The sequence below is a fragment of the Nonomuraea sp. NPDC049378 genome, from assembly GCF_055586745.1.
Map to the genome: position 1 here is coordinate 57210 of NZ_JBVJHP010000028.1, position 21609 is coordinate 78818.

The window sequence follows — 21609 nt, forward strand, 5'->3', positions numbered from 1 at the left end:
GTGCTCGCGGGCGGTTACGCCATGAGAGCTCATGGCTTCACCGACCGGCCGGGCGCCGGCCTCGACTTCGCCACCGCCATGGAGACATCCCTTCGCGAGGTGGCGGGCGGCGTCGCCGGCGCGTTCCTGGACGCGGGCCTGCGGGCATCGATCACCGACGTCACGCCGCGGACGGCGCGCCTGATGGTCGAGGACATGACGACCGGGGAAAGGTGTGCGATCGACCTGCTGCGCGAGGCGTTCCAGCAGCCGCCTCGAACGGCTCGCGGCCGTGCACCATGACGGCTTCTCGCCTCATGAGCTGCTCATGCGGCTGGAGCGCGTCGAGGGCATGACCGTTGAGGCGTTCGAGGCGTACGGCGTGGACGAAGCGCGGATCGTGGAGATCCGGCAGTTCGTGCAGGGCTGGGTGGAGGACCTCAAGCTGCGGCGGGTCGACGACGGTGACGCCGGCCATGACGATCCCGATCTGCCGGACATCGACTGATCTCCTGCAAGCCCGTCAGCGAGTCCGCGCCGACCAGTTCCGCGAATGTCCGGCCGGGTGCGGTCGGCGCCTCGGAGGTCGTCGGAATGCGCCGCTTCCGGATGCCGTCTCCTCCTCACGAAGGAGGAGTCAACCAAAGTTGACATACTAGGGTCGTCAATTTAGGTTGACTCTGGCGATCGGTGTCGATCGAGGGCTCCCGTTCGTTGGAGCAAAGTCGAGAAATGTCGTGAAGGGGGTTGCGGTGGTCAAGGAGTTGCTCGCCTACGTTCGCCCGCACAGAAAGGTCCTGTTCCTGGGCGGCCTGCTGGGCCTGATCGGCTCGGTGGCGGGTCTGGCGATGCCGTTGCTGGCCAAGTACGTCGTCGACGCGTTCGGCCAGAACACGTCGATGGCCGGACCGCTGTTAGGGCTCACCGTCGCGGTGCTGGTGGGCGCGGTCGTGTCGGCCGGTGGCAGCTACCTGATGGAACGCACGGGCGAGGGCATCGTGCTCGGCGCCAGGCGCGGGCTCGTGGACCGGATGTTGCGCCTCAAGGTCGCCGACGTCGACCGGCTCAAGCCCGGAGACCTGATGTCGCGGGTGACCAGCGACACGACGCTGCTGCGCGCCGTGCTGACCAACGGCATCGTCGAGTCGGTGAGCGCGGCGTTCATGCTGGTCGGGGCCATCGTCATGATGGCGGCCATGGACGGCGTGCTGCTGCTGATCACGCTGCTCGTGGTGGTGGTGATCGGCGGGCTGGTCGCGCTGATCATGCCGAGGATCCAGCGGGCCCAGACGCACGCCCAGGAGGCCGTGGGCGAGATGGGAGCCGTGCTGGACCGGGCGCTGCAGGCGTACAGGACGGTGAAGGCGAGCGGCGCGGAGGAACGGGAGATCGCCGAGGTGGGCGAGGCGGCGGTCCGCGCCCGTGACAGGGGCCTGCAGGTCGCCGGGTGGACCTCGCTCGCGGGTGTGGCGACGTGGATGGCGGTGCAGATCGCGTTCCTGTGCGTGCTGGGCGTCGGCGGGTCGAGGGTGGCCTCCGGCACGCTCGAGGTGTCGTCGCTGATCGCGTTCCTGCTCTACCTGTTCTACCTCGTGCCGCCGATCGGGCAGCTGGTCCAGGGCGGTGTGCAGCTCCAGCAGGGACTGGCCGCGCTCAAGCGGATCAAGGAGATCGAAGAGCTGCCCGCGGAGCCGACCGAGCCGGTCCGCGTCGCCCAGGGCAGCGTCGAGCCGGTCGGGGTGACGTTCGAGGGCGTGGTGTTCCGGTACGGCGACGACCGGCCGATCGTGCACGACGGGGTCACCTTCGAGGTGCCGCCCGGCGGCCTGACCGCGCTGGTGGGGCCGTCGGGGGCGGGGAAGTCGACGGTGTTCGCCCTGCTCGAACGCTTCTACGACCACCAGGGCGGCACGATCAGGATCGGCGGCCGCGACATCCGCGACTGGCCGCTCGGCGAGCTGCGGGCCGCACTGGGCTACGTCGAGCAGGACGCCCCCGTGCTGGCCGGCACGTTGCGGGAGAACCTGCTCTTCGCCGCCAGGGACGCCACGGAGGAGGAGCTGCGCCGCGCGATCGCCCGCACCCGGCTCGACGACCTGGTGGCCAGGCTGCCCGAAGGGCTGGAGACGGCGGTCGGGCACCGCGGGGTGCTGCTGTCCGGCGGCGAGCGGCAGCGCGTCGCCATCGCCAGGGCGCTGCTGCGCAAGCCCAGGCTCCTGCTGCTCGACGAGGCCACCTCGCAGCTCGACGCGGTCAACGAGCTGCGGCTGCGCGAGGTCATCGCTGAGGTGGCCGCGGAGACCACGGTGCTCGTCATCGCGCACCGCCTGTCCACCGTGACCAACGCCGACCGGATCGTGGTCATGGAGGGCGGAGGGGTGCGCGCGGTCGGCACGCACGACGAGCTGGTCGGCCTGGACGACCTCTATCGCGAGCTGGCGGCCACCCAGTTCCTGGTGAGCTAGCCGATGTAGTCTGCGGGTGACATTGATGAATGCTCTCATTCAGGAGGGTCACCATGAGCCGCAGCGTGCGCGCGCCGCGAGGCACGACGATCACCGCCAAGGGGTGGCCGCAGGAGGCGGCGCTCCGCATGCTCCAGAACAACCTGGACCCGGAGGTGGCCGAGCACCCCGAGCAGCTGGTCGTCTACGGCGGCTCGGGCCGCGCCGCACGTGACTGGCCGTCGTTCGACGCGCTGGTCAGGACGCTGACGACGCTCGAGGGCGACGAGACCCTCCTGGTGCAGTCGGGGCGCCCCGTGGGCGTGTTCCGCACCCACGAATGGGCGCCCCGGGTGCTCATCGCCAACTCCAACCTGGTGCCCGACTGGGCGAACTGGGAGGAGTTCCGGCGGCTGGAGGCGGCCGGCCTCACCATGTACGGGCAGATGACCGCCGGCTCGTGGATCTACATCGGCACGCAGGGCATCCTGCAGGGCACGTACGAGACGTTCGCGGCGGTCGCCGACAGGCGCTTCGGCGGGTCGCTGGCCGGGACGATCACGCTGACGGCCGGGCTCGGCGGGATGGGCGGCGCCCAGCCGCTGGCCGTCACCATGAACGGCGGCGTGGTCATCTGCGTCGACTGCGACCCGCGCTCGGTCACCCGCCGCATCGAGCACCGCTACCTCGACGTGGCCGCGGAGTCGCTGGACGAGGCGTTGCGGCTGGCCTACGAGGCGCGCGACGCCCGCAGGCCGCTGTCGATCGGGGTGGTGGCCAACGCCGCGGAGGCGGTGCCCGACCTGCTGGCCCGCGGCGCGGAGATCGACATCGTCACCGACCAGACCTCGGCCCACGACCCGCTGATGTACCTCCCGGAGGGGGTGGCCTTCGAGGAGATGGCGGCCGAGCGCGACAAGGACCCGGCCGGGTTCACCGAGCGGGCGCGGGCCTCGATGGCCCGGCACGTGAGCGCCATGGTGGGCTTCAAGGACGCCGGCGCCGAGGTGTTCGACTACGGCAACTCCATCCGCGGCGAGGCCCGGCTGGCCGGCTACGAGCGGGCGTTCGACTTCCCCGGGTTCGTGCCGGCGTACATCAGGCCGCTGTTCTGCGCGGGCAAGGGCCCGTTCCGGTGGGCGGCGCTGAGCGGCGACCCGGCGGACATCGCCGCCACCGACCGGGCGATCCTGGAGCTCTTCCCGGAGAACGAGGCGCTCGCCAGGTGGATCAGGAAGGCCGGCGAGCAGGTGCACTTCCAGGGCCTGCCCGCGCGCATCTGCTGGCTGGGCTACGGCGAGCGCAACCTGGCGGGCGAGCGGTTCAACGACATGGTGGCGTCCGGCGAGCTCAAGGCGCCCGTCGTGATCGGGCGCGACCACCTCGACAGCGGGTCGGTGGCCTCCCCCTACCGCGAGACGGAGTCCATGGCCGACGGGTCCGACGCGATCGCGGACTGGCCGCTGCTCAACGCCATGCTCAACACCGCCTCGGGGGCCGCCTGGGTGTCCATCCACCACGGCGGCGGGGTCGGCATCGGGCGTTCGATCCACGCCGGCCAGGTAACGGTCGCCGACGGCACCCCGCTCGCCGGAGAGAAGCTCGACCGGGTGCTCACGAACGACCCGGGCACCGGCGTCATGCGCCACGTCGACGCGGGCTACGACGAGGCGGTCACGGTGGCGGAGGAACGCGGCGTCCGCATCCCGATGCGCGAATCCTGAGTGACTCCTGATGCCGATGTGGGATGAGGACGCCGGGGTCGCGGCGTTGGAGGAGGCGTGACGGGCGCATATCACAGCGGGCTGGACCGGTTGCTCGACGGTCGCAGGCTCTCACCGGTGCAGCGGAGGATCACACTCTATTTGTCGGAACACCTGGAGGAGGCCATCTTCCTGTCGAGCGTGGAGCTGGCCGAGCGGGCGGGGGTGAGCCAGCCGTCCGTGACCAGGTTCGCGATGGTGCTCGGCTTCGCCGGCTATCCGGAGCTGCGGCAGGCGCTGCGCCCGCTGGTGCTGGGCGGGCCGCCGGAGGGCCCGCAGGAGAGCCTCATCAAAGGGGCCATCGACCGCGAGATCACAAACCTGGCCTCGGTGCGCGACCGGCTGCCGTCACTCCCGCTGAAGGAGCTGGGCGAGTGCCTGGCCGCCGCCGAGCCGCTCCCGGTGCTGGGCCTGCGCGTCTCGGCGGGGCTGGCCACCACGTTCGCCTACTACGGCCGGCGCGTCCATCCCGACGTGCGCCTGCTCGCGCACGGCGGTTCGGAGCTGATCGACGGCCTGCACGCCGCCCGCCGCGCCGGGGCGGAGTGGCTGGTGGCCGTGGTGCTGCCGCGTTACCCGGTCGAGGTGATGAACGCCCTGGAATACGCGGACAAGCTCGGCTACCGGGTGGCCGCGATCTGCGACCGGCCCGACTTCCCCGCCGAGGTGGTGCTGGACGCGCCGGTCGGCGACCGGCTGGTGTTCGACTCCCACGCGGCGCCGCTCGCCCTGGCCATGGCCCTGGTGGAGGCCATGGCCGACGCGGCGCCGCTGCGCACCCAGGCGCGGCTGGAGGAGTACGAGCGGATGACGGACGAGACCGGCACGTTCCTAACCGGCGATCCTGCGTAGCGAGCGCATCGACCAGATCGTGGTGAGCACCGCCAGCACGATGAACAGCCCGAACGCCACCGGGATCGACGAGTCGGACAGCCGCCCGGCGAACAACGCCCGCCCGGCCTCGACCGCGTGGTAGAGCGGGTTGATCGGGGCCAGCGCCTTCATCCAGTCGGGCGCGAACGAGATCGGCACGAACAACCCGGCCAGCAGCATGATCGGCAGCATGAACAGGTTGAGCGTCTGCGACATGCCGTTCTCGTCGCGCACGGTCAGCGCCAGCCCCTGCGACAGTCCCGAGGCGAACAACCCGGTGGCCGCCATGAGCAGCAGCACCAGCACCAGCTCGACGACCCCGATGCGCACGCCCATCGCGGTCGCCACGACCAGCACCAGGATCGCCTGGCACACCAGCACGACCATGTCCTTCGCCACCCGCCCGAGCACGATGGCCGGCCGCCACGCGGGGCTGACGGCGTATCGCTCGAGCGAGCCGTTGCGCAACTCGGCGATCAGGCCGAACCCGGAGAACAACGAACCGAAGACCGCGATCATCATCATCGACGCCGGCGTGAACATGCGCAGCGCGTCGACGGTGGTGCCGCCCGGGGTCATGGTCTTGAGCAGCGGCGCGAACATCAGCAGATAGAGCACCGGCTGCATGATGCCGAACAGCGGCCAGACGGGATTGCTGAACGACTTCTTCAGCTCGTAGCCGGTGAACAGGACGGTGTGGCGGATCATGAGCCGGCTCCAGCGTCACGAAGGGTGCGGCCGGTCTTGGCCAGGAAGACGTCGTCGAGGGTGGACCTGTCGAGCGCGATCGAGCTCAGCCCGATCCCCTGCTCCTCCAGCGCCCGCAGCAGCGCGGGCAGCGTGTGCTCGCCGTCGTCGACGTAGACGCGCAGCACGTCCTCGTCGACGCGGGCCTCGCGGGCCAGGGGCCTGAGCGTGTCGGCGGCCTTGCCGAGGTCGTCCGCCCTGAGCGTGATCACGTCGCCGGACACCTGCCGTTTGAGGTCGCCGGGGGTGCCCTCCGCCACGACCTCGCCGTGGTCAACGATCATCAGCCGGTCGCACAGGGCGTCGGCCTCGTCGAGGTAGTGGGTGCTGAGCAGCACGCTCGTGCCCGCCTCGCGCAACTGCCTGATGCGCTCCCACAGGTTGGCGCGGTTCTGCGGGTCGAGGCCGGTGGTGGGCTCGTCGAGGAAGAGCAGCGGCGGGCTGTGCACCAGCCCGATGGCGATGGCCACGCGCCGCTTCTGGCCGCCGGAGAGCGTACGGCCCGGGCGGTCGGCCATCTCGGTCAGGTCGAAGCGCTCCAGCACCTCGGCCGTGGCCCGCTTCGGATCGGCCACGTTGTGGATCCTGGCGGCCATCACGATCTGGGCCCTGGCGCTCGTGGTGTCCTCCACCCCGCCGGCCTGGCTCACGTAGCCGAGGTTGCGGCGGACGGCGGCGGGCTCCTTGAGCAGATCGTGGCCGGCGATGACGGCCGTGCCCGCGTCCGGGGCGATCAGCGTGGAGAGCATGCGGATCGTGGTGGTCTTTCCGGCGCCGTTGGGGCCGAGCACGCCGAAGATCTCGCCCTTCTTCACCTCCAAGCCGACACCGCGTACGGCCTCGACGGTCTGTGTGCCTTTCCTGCTCCTGGTGGTGAACGTCTTGCGCAGGCCGTCTGCCTGAATGATCATGAGGATTCTCGCTCCTTCTGGGCGACTCGCCCACTTCGAGCTGCCCGATCGCCGGCCGGCCCGGGCTTTCGGCATGGCTCTGGTCAGGCGGGGTTTCCCGCCCGGGTGCCGGGGGCGCCGTGACGTCCTCCGGCGCCTGAAACGTGTTCGAAGGTCTTCGCGCTCATCGCGAGCTGAGGCATCTTGCCACACAAGGCGCCTGGAATCTCCCTCTTTTTCGGCCAATCCATGAACCGCGGCGGGTCGACGGCTCCAGCGTGCCCTGTCAAGGTCCATAAGCTGGGCTCATGAGTGAACGACCGACGGCGCTGGTCACCGGCGCTTCCCGGGGCGTCGGCGCGGCCGTCGCCAGGGCCCTGGCCCCGACGCACGACGTCCTGCTCGGCGGCCGCGACGAGGCCGCGCTCGCCGCGACGGCGGCCGAGCTGCCCGGCGCGCGGCCGTGGACGGTGGAGCTGACACGGGTCACGCAGGCCGACGTCGAGCACGTCGAGCGGCTCGACGTGCTCGTGCACTGCGCCGGGATCAGCGAGCTGGGCCGGATCGCCGACCAGCCCGCCGACGTGTGGCGCAGGACCATGGACGTCAACGTCGTCGCCGTCGCCGAGCTGACCAGGCTGCTCCTGCCCGCGCTCAGGCGGGCCGGCGGCCACGTCGTCTGCGTCAACTCGGGCGCGGGCCAGCGGGTGAACCCCGGCTGGGGCTCCTACTCCGCCAGCAAGTTCGCGTTGAAGGCCCTCGCCGACGCGCTGCGCCTGGAGGAGCCCGAGCTGCGGGTCACCACGGTCTACCCCGGCCGTACGGCCACCGACATGCAGCGCGGCGTGCGCGAGTTCGAGGGCGGGGACTTCGAGCCGGAGCGTTACCTCACCCCGGAGAGCGTGGCGCGGGCGGTGCTGGCCGCCGTCACCGCGGGCCCCGACGCCCACCTCACCGAGCTGACCATCCGGCCCCGGGGCTGAATGGGTCCATTCACTAGAGTGGGGTCATGCTTGAACCACTCGCGCACGTAGGACGAGATCCGGCGACCGGCGGCTACGTCAGAGACGCCTGGTCGCCCGCTGACCTGGAGCTACGCGAATGGTTCGCGGGAGAGGCCACGCGCAGGGGGCTCGACCTGCGCGAGGACCGCAACGGCAACCTGTGGGCATGGTGGGGCGACCCCTCGCCGCGGCGGCCCGGCGTGGTAACGGGCAGCCACCTCGACTCGGTGCGCCAGGGCGGCGCGTACGACGGGCCGCTGGGCGTCGTGTCGGCCTTCGCCGCGCTCGACCTGCTGAGAACGCGCGGCGTCACCCCCGCCGTGCCCGTCGGGGTCGCCTGCTTCACCGACGAGGAGGGCGCCAGGTTCGGCGTCCCCTGCATGGGGTCGCGGCTGCTCACCGGCCTCCTTGAGCCCGATCGGGCGCTCGGGCTCAAGGACGACGACGGCGACACGCTGGCCGACGTCATGACCCGGGCGGGGCGCACCCCCCGCGCGATCGGGCGTGACGGCGAGACCCTGGCCATGATCGGCACGTTCGTCGAGCTCCACGTCGAGCAGGGGCGCGGCCTCGTGACGGAGGGCCGCCCGGTGGGGGTGGCCGACGCGATCTGGCCGCACGGGCGGTGGCGGTTCGACTTCCGGGGCCGGGCCGACCACGCGGGCACCACCCGGCTGGCCGACCGCGACGACCCTATGGTGCCGTTCGCCCGCATGGTGCAGGCCGCGCGGGAGCTGGCGGAGCGGCACGGCGTGGTGGCCACGGTGGGCAAGGTCCGCGTCTCGCCCGGCAACGCCAACGCGATCCCCGGCCTGGTCTCGGCCTGGCTCGACGCGCGCGGCGCCGGCGAGGCGGCCGTACGCGCCCTTGTCGCGGACCTGACGGCCGAGGCCCCGGCGGACGTGCGGGAGGAGTCGTGGACGCCGGTCGTCGACTTCGACGTGGCACTGCGGGACCGGCTGGCCAGGGTGGCCGGAGGCGACACGCCCGCGCCGATCCTGGCGACAGGAGCCGGGCACGACGCGGGAATCCTGGCGACGGCGGGTGTCCCGAGCGCCATGGTGTTCGTCAGGAACCCCACCGGCGTGTCCCACTCGCCCGATGAGCACGCCGAACGGGCAGACTGCGAAGCGGGAGTCGTGGCACTCGCGAACGTGCTGGAGGATCTGTGTCGCTGACCGAGACGAAGTCGAGATCCTGATGGGCGAGCGGAGCGCCGTGCCTTTCGAGGGGGTCGCGGAGGGCGAGACCCCCCGCGTGTACTGGTGCGAGCAGGCGTGGCTGCCCGACGGCGTCACCGACGGCGTGCTCATCGAGATCGAGGGCGCCAGGATCGCGCACATCGGCCAGGGCCCGCCTGGCTCCGCCGAGCGGCTGGCGGGGCTCACCATCCCCGGCCTGGCCAACGCCCACTCCCACGCCTTCCACCGCGCGCTGCGCGGCAGCGCCCAGGAGGGCAAGGGCGACTTCTGGACCTGGCGCGAGCGGATGTACACCGTGGCCGCCAAGCTCGACCCCGACTCCTATCTCCGCCTGGCCAGGGCCGTCTACGCCGAGATGGCGCTGGCCGGGGTGACGTGCGTGGGCGAGTTCCACTACCTGCACCACGCCGCGGACGGTCACCCCTACGACGACCCCAACGCGATGGGGCACGCCCTCATCCAGGCCGCCCGCGACGCCGGCCTGCGCATCGCGCTGCTCGACACCTGCTATCTGTCCGGAGGCATCGGCGTGCCCCTGGACGGCACGCAGCTGCGCTTTACCGACGGCGACGCCGAAGGCTGGGACGCCAGGGCGGAGGAGCTGGCGGCGGCGTACGAAGGGCAGCCCGACGTGGAGATCGGCGCGGCCGTCCACTCGGTGCGCGCGGTGCCGCCCGAGCAGATGCCGGTCGTGGCCGAGTTCTCCCACCGTAACGCCGCGCCCCTGCACGTGCACGTCTCGGAACAGCGGGCGGAGAACACCGCGTGCGTCGAGACGTACGCGGCCACGCCCGTCCAGGTGCTGCACGAGCGGGGCGTGCTGGGGCCCCGCTCGACCGCCGTGCACGCCACCCACCTGGCCGACGTGGACATCGAGCTGCTCGGCCAGTCGGGCTCCTACATCTGCATGTGCCCCACCACCGAACGCGACCTCGCCGACGGCGTCGGCCCGGCCAGGGCGGCGGCCGACCGCGGGGCGTCCATCACGCTCGGCTCCGACAGCCACGCCGTGATCGACCTGTTCGAGGAGGCCAGGGCGGTCGAGCTGGACGAGCGGCTGGCCAGCCACCAGCGCGGCCACTGGCGCGCCGACGAGCTCCTCGCCGCCGCCACCGTCACGGGGCACACCTCGCTCGGCTTCCCTGGCGCGGGGCTGCTCGTGCCGGGCGCGTGGGCCGACCTGGTGTCCGTACGCCTCGACTCCGTGCGCACGGCGGGCGCGCGCGGGCTGGAGGCCGTGGTGTACGCGGCCACGGCGGCCGACGTGCACACGGTCGTCTCCGGCGGCCGGCGCGTGGTCACCGACGGGCGCCACCGGCTCGGCGACGTCGGCGCCATGCTCGCCGAGGCGATCGGCGCCCTGCGATGACCGCCCGGACCGGATCCCGGCGCGCCACCCCGCGGTGACCGCGTAGATCGGCGCCCCTGCCAAGACCGACCACTCAGGAGGAACCATGACGGGCACGACGCTGATCGACGGGATCGGGCTCCTGTACACCGGCGACCCGGAACGCGAGGAGATCCCCGACGCGGCCCTCGTCATCGACGACGGCCAGGTCGCCTGGACCGGGCCCGCGAGCCGGGCGCCCGACGCCGACGAGCGCGTGGACGCCGGAGGCAGGGCCGTCATCCCCGGCTTCGTCGACAGTCACGCCCACCTGGTCTTCGCCGGCGACAGGACCGCCGAGTTCCAGGCCCGCATGTCCGGCGAGCCCTACACCGGAGGCGGCATCAGGACCACGGTCGCCGCCACCCGCGCGGCCGGCGACGCCCAGCTGGCCACCCGCGCCCTCGGCCTGGTGAACGAGATGCTCGCCCAGGGCACGACCACCGTGGAGATCAAGAGCGGCTACGGCCTGTCGGTCGAGGACGAGCGCCGCTGCCTGGAGATCGCCACCGCGCTGACCGACGAGACCACCTTCCTCGGCGCGCACGTCGTTCCCTCCGGCATGGACTCCGACGCGTACGTCCGGCTCGTCGCCGGGGAGATGCTCGAAGCGTGCGCCCCCTACGCGAAGTGGGTGGACGTGTTCTGCGAGCGCGGGGCGTTCGACGGCGACCAGACGCGGGAGATCCTGACGGCGGGCGTGAAGGCGGGGCTCGGGGCGCGGGTGCACGCCAACCAGCTGACGGAGGGGCCGGGCGTGCGGATCGCCTGCGAGATCGGCGCCGCCTCCGCCGACCACTGCACCCACCTCACGCCGGCCGACGTGGACGCGCTGGCCTCCTCCGGCACCGTGGCGACGCTGCTGCCGGGGGCCGAGTTCTCCACGCGGTCGCCGTACCCGGACGCGCGGCGGCTGCTCGACGCGGGAGCGACGGTGGCGCTGGCGACCGACTGCAACCCGGGGTCGTCGTTCACGTCGTCGATGGCGTTCTGCGTGGCGCTGGCCGTACGCGAGATGCGGATGACGCCGCTGGAGGCGATCAGGGCGGCCACGTACGGCGGGGCACGCGCGCTCCGGCGTGCGGACGTAGGCTGGTTGCGGCGCGGAGCCCGCGCGGACCTCGTCATCCTCGACGCCCCCTCTTATGCGCACCTCGCTTACCGACCTGGCGTTCCCCTTGTCCACCAGGTGTTTCACGGCGGCCTCCTCCTTGAGGAGGACATCCAGAACCCTCCCTCCGACGTAGTGCTTTAGGGAATCTTTGCCTGTGGCCGGACGTTGGCCCGGTAGGGAACGCAGCTGCGGGAACGAGGTGCCTGGGGATGGCAAGGCCTACGGGGAGTCGCACGCAAGAGCAGCATGTCGCCGACCGCGACCTGCTGGGGACCTATCTGGCCGAGATCGGCCGGGTCCCGCTGCTCACGGCGGAGGAAGAGGTGGAGCTCGCCAAGCGGATAGAGGCGGGGCTGTTCGCCGAGCAGTTGCTCGACAGCGGGGGCTCGGAGCCGCGCATCGGGGACGCGGCGGACGAGGAGCTGGAGCGCCTGGCCATTTCCGGCCAGCGGGCGAAAGACGAGTTCATCCAGGCCAACCTGCGCCTGGTGGTGGCGGTGGCCAGGAAATACTCCGGCCGGGGGATGCCGCTCATCGATCTGGTGCAGGAAGGAAACCTCGGCCTGGTCCGCGCCGTGGAGAAGTTCGACTACCGGCGGGGCTACAAGTTCTCCACCTACGCGACGTGGTGGATCAGGCAGTCGGTGGGGCGGGCCATCCACGAGCAGGCGCGGCCGGTGCGGCTGCCCACGCACGCGGGCGAGCAGATGACCCGGTTGATGCGCGTGCGGCGCGACATCCTGGCGGAGTTCGACGCCGAGCCGACCGACGACGACCTCGCCGAGATCCTCGACCTGCCGATCGAGCGGGTGCGGGAGCTGCGGCGGTGGGCGTCGGATCCGGTCTCGCTCCAGCTCGGGGTGGGCGACGAGGACGAGACCGAACTGGGCGACATGATCGCCGACGAGACGTGGGCGGATCCCGAGCAGCAGGCCATCGACATCCTGGAGCGGGAGCGGCTGAACGAGTGGCTGACCGGGCTCGAGGGCGTCACCAGCGAGATGTTGCGCTGGCGCTACGGCCTGCTCGACGGGCGCGAGCACACGCTCACGGAGGTCGGTGAGCGTTACGGCATCGGCCGCGACCGCGCCCGCCGCATCGAGCGGGACGCGCTGGCCCGCCTGCGCAAGATGGCCACGGCCGCCGCCTGAGGTTCACGGCGGGATGAGCGGGAGTGCGGCGCCCGGCCCGAGGGGGTTCCCAAGAAAGCTTCTCAAGGGAGCAGCCCGAACGCGACCTGAGCAGCCCCACCGGCAGAAGCAAGCAGATCGGGGCTTCTCTGGGGGACCACCGGCACGCTGCGAAGCACGCACACGTAGGGTCGGGGGATGCGTGTGGAGATGCTGCGGCGGTATCCGGTGAAGTCGATGCTGGGCGAGGAGGTCGGGCAGAGCGAGGTGACCGAGCGCGGCCTTGCGGGGGACCGGGTGCGGGCGGTGCTCGACGTCGCCACCGGCAAGATCGCCAGCGCGAAGAACCCGCGGCTCTGGCGTGGCCTGCTGACGATCGAGGGTGCGCGGGTCCCCGGTGACGTGGAGCTGTCGCGGATGCTCGGTCGCGAGGTGCGGGTGATCGACGTGCCGCCGGCGGGCGCCGAGTTCGAACGGTCGGTGCCGGAGCAGGTGCTGGCGGAGGGGATCGAGGCGGAGGTGCCGCACACGGTGGGCACGCTCGGTGGGGCGTCTCCGGACGGCACGTTCTTCGATTTCGCCCCGATTCATTTGATCTCCACGTCCGCTGTCGAGCGGATCGGCGCGCTGAGCCCGCGCGGGCGTGTCGAGGCGGTCCGTTACCGGCCCAACCTGGTGATCGCGACGGACGAGGAGGGGTTCCCGGAGAACGCCTGGGCGGGCCGGGAGCTGCATGTGGGCGACGAGCTGGTGCTCAAGGTGATCGTGGCCACGCCTCGCTGCGCCGTGCCGACTCTGGCGCACGGGCCGCTGGATCGCGACACGGAGGCCCTGCGCACCGTGGCCAGGCACAACCGGGTGCCGGTGCTCGACATGGGGCCGCAGCCGTGCGCGGGGGTTTACGCGCGGGTGCTGCGGCCCGGTCCGGTCAGGAAGGGCGATCGGGTCACGCCAGCGGGGTGAGGTGTTCGTCGAGGTCGTCGAGGATCTTGCCGGCAGCCGTGACGCCGATGCCGGTCATCCAGATCTCGTCGTCCACGGGGTGGGCGTGGCCCGACGTGACGGCCTTCAGGTTCTTCCACAGGGGACCGGCGGTGACCGTGGCCTGTGACTTGGCGGCGGCCTCGCCGTACGCGCTGTAGAAGATGGCGTCACCGTCGGCCTTGGCGATGTTCTCCTGGCTCAGCTTGCCGAAGCGCCTGTCGTCCTGGCCGGCCAGCTGCTGCGCTTCGGGCCGCGGGACGGCCGCGTCGCCCAGCACGATGCCGCTGAACGACTCGGGCCCGTACATCCGGATCTCGGTGGGCATGAACCGCACGATGCTGACCTCCAGCTTCGAGAACTTCGCCCCCACCTGTTCGGCCCGTGCCTCGTAGTCCGACAGCAGCCGCGTGGCCTGTGCCTTCTTGCCCAGTGCCTCGGCGTCGAGCAGGAAGTTCTCCTTCCAGGTGATGCCGACGCGCTCGGTGAAGACGGTGGGCGCGATCTTGCTGAGCTTGTCGTAGAAGGGGGCCTGCCGGAACTTGGAGCCGAGGATGAGGTCTGGTCGCAGCGCCATGATGGCCTCGAGGTTCAGCTCCTGGAGGGTGCCCACCGCCTTGGTGGACTTGAGCGCGGGGCCGAGGTATTCGGGCCAGGTCTGGTTCTGGGAGGCCTGCGCGGCGCCGACGGGCGTGAGGCCGAGCGAGATCATGCTGTCGAGCTTGTCGGTGTCGAGCACCACCACCCGCTTGGGGGCCATGGGCACCTTGGTCTCTCCCATGGCGTGTTTGACGGTCCGGGTGGGACCGGCCTCCTGCGAGGAGGTGGAACTGCCGCAGGCGACGAGGGTGAAGGAGAGCGCGGCGGCGAGGGCCAGGCGGAGACGCATGGGCATTCCTTGATCGTTAGGTTAGGCAAGCCTAAGTATCCCACGCGCCGATAGTGCGGTGCGGAAATGGTCCTGTGAGAAGGCCGAAACGTCGGCGAAACACCCGTACGGCGAGATTCACGAACGTGAAACACACCTGGTCGAGCCACGAAACCCCGGCCGAACACGCTGTGGCCACACGTCACATGTAAGGAGGGTCGCGTCGTGAAGATCGATAGCGGCACGACTGCCTGGATGCTCACAGCCGCCGCACTGGTGCTGTTGATGACTCCGGGCCTCGCGTTCTTCTACGGGGGCATGACCAGGGCCAAGAGTGTCCTGAACATGATGATGATGTCGTTCGGCGCCATCGTCACCGTCACCGTCACCTGGATGCTCTTCGGGCACTCGCTGGCCTTCACCGACAACCCCAGCTCGGCCCTCAACACCTTCGTCGGCGGCTTCGACGCCCTGGGGCTGCAGAGCCTGGTCGACACCGCCACCGCGGACGACGGCACCGGCATGCCGAGCCTCGTCTTCTCCATGTTCCAGATGACCTTCGCCATCATCACCGTCGCGCTGATCAGCGGCGCGATCGCGGACCGGGCGAAGTTCGGGGCGTGGATGCTCTTCACCGCCATCTGGGCCACGGTCGTCTACTTCCCGGTCGCGCACTGGGTGTGGGGCACCGGCTGGCTCAACACCATGGGCATCGAGGACTTCGCCGGCGGCACCGTCGTGCACATCAACGCCGGAGCCGCGGCGCTCGCGCTCGCTCTCGTGCTCGGCAAGCGGCAGGGCTGGCGCAAGGAGCCGATGCGGCCGCACAACCTGACGCTGGTGCTGCTCGGCGCCGCCCTGCTCTGGTTCGGCTGGTTCGGCTTCAACGCCGGCTCCGAGCTGGCCGTGGACGGCATCACCGGGCTGGCCTTCATCAACACGCAGGTGGCCACCGCGGTCGCCGTGGGCGCCTGGCTCCTCGTGGAGAAGCTGCGCGACGGGCACGCCACCAGCCTGGGCGCCGCCTCCGGCGCGGTCGCCGGTCTGGTCGCCATCACCCCGGCCTGTGGTTTCGTCGACCCGTGGGCGGCGATGGTCATCGGCCTGCTGGCCGGCGCGAGCTGCGCCTACGCCGTCGGCCTGAAGTACCGGCTCGGCTATGACGACTCCCTCGACGTGGTCGGCGTGCACCTGGTCGGTGGCGTGGTCGGCGCCGTCGCCCTCGGCTTCCTGGCCGCCTACCCCGCCACGGACCAGCAGAGCGAAGGGCTGTTCTACGGCGGTGGCTTCGGGCAGCTCGGCCTGCAGGTGCTCGGCCCCGTCGCGGTCGGCGCCTACTCCTTCGTCATCACGTGGGTCATCGGCACGATCATCCACAAGACCATCGGCTTCCGCATCTCCTCCGAGGACGAGGTCACCGGCGTCGACATCACCACCCACGCCGAGACGGGTTACGACCTCGGCACCGTGCACGCCTCCGGCGTGAGCTCGCCCAACGGCCCTGTCACCGCTCCCGCGACGAAGAAGGTGGACGCATGAGGCTCATCACAGCGATCATCAAGCCCTTCAAGCTGGATGACGTCAAGGCCGCCCTCGAGCAGTTCGGCATCAAGGGCATGACGGTCAGCGAGGCGAGCGGCTACGGCCGCCAGCGCGGCCACACGGAGGTCTACCGCGGCGCCGAATACCAGGTCGACCTGGTGCCGAAGGTCAGGGTCGAGGTCCTCGCCGAAGAGGACGACACCGAGGACGTGATCGACGTCATCGTCAAGGCCGCGCACACCGGCAAGATCGGTGACGGCAAGGTCTGGTCCGTGCCCGTGGACACCGTCATCCGCGTGCGCACAGGGGAGAGGGGCCCGGAGGCCCTGTGAGGAAACCCAGGCGACGCCCGGACGACGGGGTCCGGGCGGAGCTCGGCAAGGGGGCGCAGGAGTGAGGGGCGAGGCCCGTTCGTACGCCGCGGCGCGCAAGGAGCGGGCCGCGGACACCGACCGCTGGCTCAAGGATCTCTTCCGTACGGCCGGCGACGGCCGGCACGTTTCCCTGGTCGCCGTCGGGAGCCTGGGCAGGGGCGAGCTGGCCCCCGGCAGCGACCTCGACCTCGTCCTGCTGCACAACGGGCGGGCCGACGTCGCCAGGATCGCCGACCGGATCTGGTATCCGATCTGGGATTCGGCGGTCAACCTCGACCATTCGGTCCGCACGGTCGAGGAGGCGGTGACCGTCGCCCGCCAGGACCTGAAGGCCGTGCTCGGCCTCATCCAGGCCCGGCACGTGGCGGGCGATCCCGAGCTGACCCGCAAGGCCAGGGAGGCGGTGCTCGCCGAGTGGCGGGCCGACTCCCGGCGCCGGCTCGGCGAGTTGCGCGCCGCCGCCGACCAGCGGGCCCGCGCCAGCGGCGAGCTGGCCTTCCTCCTCGAACCCGATCTGAGGGACGGCCGCGGCGGGCTCCGCGACGTCCAGGCCATGCAGGCCGTGTCCGCCGCCTGGGTCGCCTCGGCACCCGGCCCTCGGGCGCGGGAGGCGTACGAGCTCATCCTCGACGTGCGGCACGCGCTGCACGTCGTCACCGGCCGTGGCACCGACCGGCTGGTGTTGCAGGAGCAGGACGCGGTGGCCGGGCTGCTCGGCCTGCTCGACGCCGAGGCGCTGATGCGCAGGCTCGCCGAGGCGGGCCGCACCGTCTCCCACGCGTTCGACGCCACCTGGCGCACCGTTGACAGGCTCCTGTCAGGCCCCGCTCCCCGGGGCCGCCGCCCGCTGGCGGACGGCGTGGTCGAGCACGGCGGCGAGGTGGTGCTCGCCCGGGGGATCGACCCGCGCAAGGATCCCGTCCTGGTGTTGCGGGCCGCCGCCGCGGCGGCCGACTCGGGGCTGCCGCTCGCCCCTGCCACGGTGTCCGTTCTGGCTGCTCAGTCGCCGCCGATGCCGGTGCCGTGGCCCGAGGAGGCGCGCGACGCGCTGGTGTCGGTCCTCGGCGCGGGCCGTGCCGCCGTGCCCGTGTGGGAGGAGCTCGACCAGGCGGGCATCCTTGTCAAGCTGCTTCCTGACTGGGAGCGCGTACGCCACCGTCCCCAGCGCAACCCGATCCACCGGTTCACGGTCGACCGGCACCTGATCGAGGCCGCCGCGAACGCCGCCAGCCACACCCGCGAGGTCTCCCGTCCCGATCTCCTGCTGATCGGTGCTCTGCTGCACGACATCGGCAAGGGGTGGCCCGGCGACCACTCGGTGACCGGCGAGGTCGTGGTCCGCGACATCGCCACCCGCATCGGCCTGCCCCCGTCCGACGTGGATACCCTCGCGACCGTCGTCCGCCACCACCTGCTGCTGCCGGAGACCGCCACCCGCAGGGACCTCGACGACCCCGTCACGATCGAGAAGGTCGCGGCCACGGTCGGCACGCGGGAGGTTCTCGACCTGCTGGCCGCGCTGGCGGTCGCCGACGGCAACGCGACCGGCCCGGCGGCGTGGAACGGCTGGAAGGAGGGGCTGGTCGCCGACCTCGTACGCCGTGTCAGGTCCGTGCTCGCCGGCTCGCCCCCGCCCAGGCCGCCCGTGCTCTCGGCCGAGCAGGCCGCGCTCGCCCGGCACGGCGGCGGGGCCGTGCGCGTCAACGGGGGAGCGGTCACGGTCGTCGCTCCCGACCGGGTGGGCCTGCTGTGGAGCGCCGCGGGCGTGCTCGCCGCGCACCGGCTCGTCGTGCGCTCCGCCTCGGCCGCCTCCGCGGGGTCGACGGCCGTGATCGAGTTCTCCGTCATCCCCGAGTACGGCTCGCCGCCCGACCCCGCGACGCTGGAGGCGGATCTCCGTCTCGTCCTTGCTGGGCGTCTTGACATCGAGCAGCGGCTGGCCCGCCGTACACGCTCCATGAGGCCGCCTCGCGTGCCCGTCGCCCCACCCCGCGTGACGTTGGTGGACGACGCTTCCGCGACCGCCACCGTGGTGGAAGTCAGAGCCCATGACAGGCCGGGGCTGCTGTGGCGCATCGGGCGGGCGTTCGGCGAGTGCGGTCTTGACGTGAGGGCCGCCCGCGTGGAGACTCTCGGCGCGGAGGCGGTGGACGTCTTCTACGTAGTGGATCGCGCCGGTCGCTCCCTCAGCGGCGACGCGCAGAGGGCTCAAGTCCGTGATCAGGTGCTTGCCGCACTGAGATAACCAACAGCACACGACTGGCGGACATCTTTGTAACAATGGTGTCCGAAATGCCTGGTAAGTCGGATGCTGTGGATACCTTGTGGACGGCTTGAGGGCCCGTTGACTGAGGGGACGATTGAGGGGTAGCGGAAGCAGTGACTACGGGGAACTCCGGCGGCGGCCCAGCCGCGCAGCGGGACCGCGAACGGCGGTCACTGCCTCGTTTCGGCTTGCGCAACTGGCGCGTGCGGTGGCGGCTCACCGCGCTCATCCTGGTGCCCACCATCGCCGGCGTCGTGCTCGGGGGAGCGCGCGTGGTCGAGTCGGTCCAGAGCATCGGCGTCTACGACCGCACGGCCATCGGGGCCGAGCAGTCCGGGCGCATCCGTGACCTCGTGCAGGCGATCGGGCTTGAGCGTGACACCGCCGGATGGGCGGGCGCCGGCCGCGCCGTGCGCAAGAAGCTCGCCGCCCCGCTGGAGCAGCGCAAGGCCGCCGTCGACACGCTGGTCAGGGCCGTGCGGTCCGACCTCGACACGATGGACACCTCCTACGGTCCCCGCATCGTCAAGGCCGCCGCGCAGGCGAGATACGACCTGAGCCGGCTGGAGCAGATCAGGGAAGAGGGCCAGACCGACCCCGTCCGCTACGACTTCCTCACCGACACCCTCCTCAGGCTGCACGACGAGCTGAGCCTGCTGTCCGACGACTCGCAGATCATCGGCCAGTTCCGCGCGCTGAGCGCGCTCGCGTCGGCCAAGGAGGAGATCTCCCGGCAGCGCGTCCAGCTGATCCAGGCCTCCTACAACACCCAGCGGGTGGGCGCCGACGAGGTCGAGGCGTTCATCGCCTCCAACGCGCGCCAGCAGAGCGACATCGCCGCCGTCGGCGCGGAGGCCGGCCCCGACGTCGGGCTCGCCCTGTCCAGGAAGCTGACCGGCACCGAGGAGTACGTCAACGTCCAGCTGACCAAGGCACGCGCGATCACGCTGGTCAGCGGCCGGTCGCCGGGCGCGCGGATCACCGAGAACCTGATCTCCGCCACGGGCGACCGCGAGCAGTGGTTCAAGCAGAACACGACCACCATCGACGTGCTCCACGGGATCGAGGAGGACCTGGCGGGCAAGGTCGGCCTGCGCAGCCAGGAACTGCGCAGCGCCGAGATCCGCAACGCGGTCATCGCGGGAGTGCTCATCGTGGCGCTGCTGCTGCTCGTCCTGCTCCTCACCGTGGCCATCGCCCGGTCCATGGTCGGCCCGCTGCGCCGGCTGCGCACCGAGGCCCTGGAGATCGCCGGTTTCCGGCTCCCCGACGTGGTCCGGCGGCTGCGCGTCAGCGGCGAAGGCTCCGTGGGCGAGGTACGCCCCATCGAGGTCGAGGGCAACGACGAGATCGGCGAGGTGGCCAGGGCCTTCGACCAGGTGCACCGGCAGGCCGTGCGGCTGGCGGGCGAGGAGGCCGAGCTGCGCAGCAACATCAGCTCGATGTTCGTCAACCTCTCGCGCCGGACCCAGACGCTGGTCGAGCGGCAGATCTCGCTGATCGACGGCCTGGAGAAGGGCGAGCAGGACGGCGGCCGGCTGGCCGACCTGTTCAAGCTCGACCACCTGGCCACCCGCATGCGACGCAACTCCGAGAACCTGCTGGTCCTGGCCGGCCACGAGGCCACCCGCCGGCGCAGCCAGCCGGCCAAGCTGGTCGACGTCGTACGCGCCGCGCTGTCGGAGGTCGAGGGCTACGAGCGTGTCCAGGTCAAGGTGCACCGCGCCACCTCGGTGGTCGGCAGCGCCGCCAACGACCTGGTCCACCTGGTCGCCGAGCTGGTCGAGAACGCCATCCAGTTCTCCCCGAACAACTCCCAGGTCACGGTGACCAGCAGCCTCATCGAGGGCGGCGGCGCGCTGGTGTCGGTGACCGACACCGGCATCAGCATGACCGAGGAGGAGCTGGCCGAGGCCAACCGCCGTTTGGCCGAGCCCCCGGTCGTGGACGTGTCGGTCTCCCGGCGCATGGGCCTGTTCGTGGTCGGCCGGCTGGCGCTGCGCCACGGCATCAGGGTGCAGCTCAGGAAGGGCGAGGGCGCGGGGCTGATCGCCATGGTGCTGCTTCCGCCCGCGCTGATCGCCGACGGAGCGCAGCAGCCGCTGCCGCAGCGGCCGGCGTTCGGCGGCGGGACCATGCCGGGTCAGGCGGCCGCCCCAGGCCAGGCCGGCGTTCCTGGCCAGGCCGGCGTGCCCGGTCCGGCGGGTGTGCCGGTGCCCGGCCAGGCGGGTCAGCCCGCCCAGAACGGGACGTTCCGGTCGTTCGGCAGCTTCGACTCCTTCGACCCTGGCTCCTTCCGCCCGGGCGGCAACGGCAGGGTCACGGGAGCGCCCCGGCCCGGCCCCGCCACGTACGACAGCGCGCCGGGGACGCCGAGGCCGGCGTTCGGGACGCACCCGTCCGACCCCGGCAGGGCGGGTGTCAACGGCTTCACCGCCGACACCGACGGCGGTTCCTACCGCAGGCAGCCGGCCTCGTTCGACTCGGGAACCTACCCGTCGTACCCGAGCAAGGGCTCTCCGCCATCCGGAAATGGCGCGTTCCAGACGCCGCCGCCGTCGTACTCCACGAACGACGTGCGCAGGCCGGACCCGGTCCCCTCGGTCGACGTGTCGCCGGTGGGGCAGGAGCAGGAGGAGTTCCTGCCGATCTTCGCGTCGGTGGAGTCGGCCTGGTTCCGCAGGCCGCCGGAGGAGCAGGCGGCGCAGGCGGAGGGCGGCGGCGATGCCACGCCGGGGCAGGCCGTACGCTCTGGGGAGGAAGCGTGGCGAACGGCCGCTGACGCCGGCTGGCAGGCGGCGGCCGCCGCGAGCGAGCCGAGTCTCGGCGGGATCACCGCCGCCGGGCTTCCGAAGCGCACCCCCAAGGCGAATCTGGTCCCCGGCACGGCGGCCGGCCAGGCGGCACAGCAGCAACAGCCGTCGCGGCCGGCGCCGGCGCAACCGGTCTCCGCAGACCGGATGCGCAGCAGGATGGCCGGTTTCCAGCAAGGTGTGCGACGGGCCCGCCAGGAAGTACGTGGACAGGAGGAACAAGAGTGAGTGA

General features: G+C 71.6%; 18 protein-coding genes. 15 read left to right on the forward strand and 3 right to left on the reverse strand.

Features of this window, described 5'->3' with window-relative positions; genetic code table 11:
• Positions 1 to 21: 21 nt before the first annotated feature.
• From ACZ6SA_RS42485 to ACZ6SA_RS42505, 5 genes are all read left to right on the forward strand, one after another.
• Positions 22 to 282 carry a hypothetical protein gene (locus ACZ6SA_RS42485; RefSeq protein WP_465834743.1) on the forward strand — a complete coding sequence of 87 codons (261 nt, stop codon included), beginning with the start codon at positions 22 to 24 and terminating at the stop codon, positions 280 to 282.
• 25 nt (positions 283 to 307) lie between these two features.
• Entirely contained in the window at positions 308 to 487 is a 180-nt protein-coding gene (locus ACZ6SA_RS42490) for a hypothetical protein (RefSeq protein WP_347649843.1), read from the forward strand.
• Positions 488 to 716: 229 nt separating this feature from the next.
• Entirely contained in the window at positions 717 to 2444 is a 1728-nt protein-coding gene (locus tag ACZ6SA_RS42495; RefSeq protein WP_443155549.1) for an ABC transporter ATP-binding protein, read from the forward strand.
• Between the two features lie 53 nt (positions 2445 to 2497).
• Positions 2498 to 4147: a urocanate hydratase gene (gene hutU, locus ACZ6SA_RS42500; protein ID WP_465834746.1), complete on the forward strand. Its 1650-nt coding sequence runs from the start codon at positions 2498 to 2500 to the stop codon at positions 4145 to 4147.
• A gap of 57 nt (positions 4148 to 4204) precedes the next feature.
• Positions 4205 to 5038, forward strand: coding sequence for a MurR/RpiR family transcriptional regulator (locus ACZ6SA_RS42505; protein WP_443155547.1), 834 nt, complete (start codon positions 4205 to 4207; stop codon positions 5036 to 5038).
• Here ACZ6SA_RS42505 and ACZ6SA_RS42510 read toward each other — a convergent pair.
• Both ACZ6SA_RS42510 and ACZ6SA_RS42515 read right to left on the reverse strand, forming a co-directional pair.
• Positions 5018 to 5767, reverse strand: coding sequence for an ABC transporter permease (locus ACZ6SA_RS42510; RefSeq protein WP_443155546.1), 750 nt, complete (start codon positions 5765 to 5767; stop codon positions 5018 to 5020). The genes ACZ6SA_RS42505 and ACZ6SA_RS42510 overlap by 21 nt on opposite strands.
• Positions 5764 to 6717: an ATP-binding cassette domain-containing protein gene (locus tag ACZ6SA_RS42515; protein ID WP_465834748.1), complete on the reverse strand. Its 954-nt coding sequence runs from the start codon at positions 6715 to 6717 to the stop codon at positions 5764 to 5766. Before ACZ6SA_RS42515 ends, ACZ6SA_RS42510 begins: the two co-directional genes overlap by 4 nt.
• A 287-nt stretch (positions 6718 to 7004) precedes the next feature.
• Here ACZ6SA_RS42515 and ACZ6SA_RS42520 point away from each other — a divergent pair, with 287 nt between their 5' ends.
• From ACZ6SA_RS42520 to ACZ6SA_RS42545, 6 genes are all read left to right on the forward strand, one after another.
• Positions 7005 to 7679 carry an SDR family oxidoreductase gene (locus ACZ6SA_RS42520; RefSeq protein WP_465834750.1) on the forward strand — a complete coding sequence of 225 codons (675 nt, stop codon included), beginning with the start codon at positions 7005 to 7007 and terminating at the stop codon, positions 7677 to 7679.
• A 26-nt stretch (positions 7680 to 7705) separates the two neighbouring features.
• Positions 7706 to 8878: an allantoate amidohydrolase gene (locus tag ACZ6SA_RS42525; protein WP_347649850.1), complete on the forward strand. Its 1173-nt coding sequence runs from the start codon at positions 7706 to 7708 to the stop codon at positions 8876 to 8878.
• A gap of 22 nt (positions 8879 to 8900) precedes the next feature.
• On the forward strand, positions 8901 to 10271 hold the full coding sequence (locus tag ACZ6SA_RS42530) for a formimidoylglutamate deiminase (protein ID WP_347649851.1): 1371 nt from the start codon (positions 8901 to 8903) through the stop codon (positions 10269 to 10271).
• Between the two features lie 85 nt (positions 10272 to 10356).
• Complete coding sequence (gene hutI, locus ACZ6SA_RS42535; protein WP_465834752.1) at positions 10357 to 11544, forward strand: imidazolonepropionase; 1188 nt, start codon at positions 10357 to 10359, stop codon at positions 11542 to 11544.
• A 68-nt stretch (positions 11545 to 11612) separates the two neighbouring features.
• Positions 11613 to 12554, forward strand: a complete 942-nt coding sequence (locus tag ACZ6SA_RS42540; RefSeq protein ID WP_132509943.1) for a sigma-70 family RNA polymerase sigma factor — start codon at positions 11613 to 11615, stop codon at positions 12552 to 12554.
• A 177-nt stretch (positions 12555 to 12731) separates the two neighbouring features.
• Positions 12732 to 13496 carry an MOSC domain-containing protein gene (locus ACZ6SA_RS42545; RefSeq protein WP_347649853.1) on the forward strand — a complete coding sequence of 255 codons (765 nt, stop codon included), beginning with the start codon at positions 12732 to 12734 and terminating at the stop codon, positions 13494 to 13496.
• Here the strand turns inward: ACZ6SA_RS42545 and ACZ6SA_RS42550 are convergent.
• On the reverse strand, positions 13480 to 14403 hold the full coding sequence (locus tag ACZ6SA_RS42550; protein ID WP_465834755.1) for an ABC transporter substrate-binding protein: 924 nt from the start codon (positions 14401 to 14403) through the stop codon (positions 13480 to 13482). The two genes, ACZ6SA_RS42545 and ACZ6SA_RS42550, sit on opposite strands and share 17 nt — an antisense overlap.
• A gap of 204 nt (positions 14404 to 14607) precedes the next feature.
• Here ACZ6SA_RS42550 and ACZ6SA_RS42555 point away from each other — a divergent pair, with 204 nt between their 5' ends.
• From ACZ6SA_RS42555 to ACZ6SA_RS42570, 4 genes are all read left to right on the forward strand, one after another.
• The gene (locus ACZ6SA_RS42555; RefSeq protein WP_443155538.1) at positions 14608 to 15921 is read left to right on the forward strand and encodes an ammonium transporter; all 1314 of its coding nucleotides are present in this window, start codon (positions 14608 to 14610) and stop codon (positions 15919 to 15921) included.
• Positions 15918 to 16256, forward strand: a complete 339-nt coding sequence (locus ACZ6SA_RS42560; RefSeq protein ID WP_347649856.1) for a P-II family nitrogen regulator — start codon at positions 15918 to 15920, stop codon at positions 16254 to 16256. Before ACZ6SA_RS42555 ends, ACZ6SA_RS42560 begins: the two co-directional genes overlap by 4 nt.
• A 61-nt stretch (positions 16257 to 16317) precedes the next feature.
• Positions 16318 to 18543: a [protein-PII] uridylyltransferase gene (locus ACZ6SA_RS42565; protein WP_443155537.1), complete on the forward strand. Its 2226-nt coding sequence runs from the start codon at positions 16318 to 16320 to the stop codon at positions 18541 to 18543.
• 209 nt (positions 18544 to 18752) lie between these two features.
• Positions 18753 to 21605 carry a sensor histidine kinase gene (locus ACZ6SA_RS42570; RefSeq protein WP_347649858.1) on the forward strand — a complete coding sequence of 951 codons (2853 nt, stop codon included), beginning with the start codon at positions 18753 to 18755 and terminating at the stop codon, positions 21603 to 21605.
• Positions 21606 to 21609 lie beyond the last annotated feature (4 nt).

Coding starts and splice junctions, on each gene's coding strand:
- ACZ6SA_RS42485 (WP_465834743.1), top strand. CDS start 22: ATGAGAGCTCATGGCTTCACCGACCGGCCGGGCGCCGGCCTCGACTTC.
- ACZ6SA_RS42490 (WP_347649843.1), top strand. CDS start 308: ATGCGGCTGGAGCGCGTCGAGGGCATGACCGTTGAGGCGTTCGAGGCG.
- hutU (WP_465834746.1), top strand. CDS start 2,498: ATGAGCCGCAGCGTGCGCGCGCCGCGAGGCACGACGATCACCGCCAAG.
- ACZ6SA_RS42510 (WP_443155546.1), bottom strand. CDS start 5,767: ATGATCCGCCACACCGTCCTGTTCACCGGCTACGAGCTGAAGAAGTCG.
- ACZ6SA_RS42515 (WP_465834748.1), bottom strand. CDS start 6,717: ATGATCATTCAGGCAGACGGCCTGCGCAAGACGTTCACCACCAGGAGC.
- ACZ6SA_RS42520 (WP_465834750.1), top strand. CDS start 7,005: ATGAGTGAACGACCGACGGCGCTGGTCACCGGCGCTTCCCGGGGCGTC.
- ACZ6SA_RS42525 (WP_347649850.1), top strand. CDS start 7,706: ATGCTTGAACCACTCGCGCACGTAGGACGAGATCCGGCGACCGGCGGC.
- ACZ6SA_RS42530 (WP_347649851.1), top strand. CDS start 8,901: ATGGGCGAGCGGAGCGCCGTGCCTTTCGAGGGGGTCGCGGAGGGCGAG.
- hutI (WP_465834752.1), top strand. CDS start 10,357: ATGACGGGCACGACGCTGATCGACGGGATCGGGCTCCTGTACACCGGC.
- ACZ6SA_RS42540 (WP_132509943.1), top strand. CDS start 11,613: ATGGCAAGGCCTACGGGGAGTCGCACGCAAGAGCAGCATGTCGCCGAC.
- ACZ6SA_RS42545 (WP_347649853.1), top strand. CDS start 12,732: ATGCGTGTGGAGATGCTGCGGCGGTATCCGGTGAAGTCGATGCTGGGC.
- ACZ6SA_RS42550 (WP_465834755.1), bottom strand. CDS start 14,403: ATGCGTCTCCGCCTGGCCCTCGCCGCCGCGCTCTCCTTCACCCTCGTC.
- ACZ6SA_RS42560 (WP_347649856.1), top strand. CDS start 15,918: ATGAGGCTCATCACAGCGATCATCAAGCCCTTCAAGCTGGATGACGTC.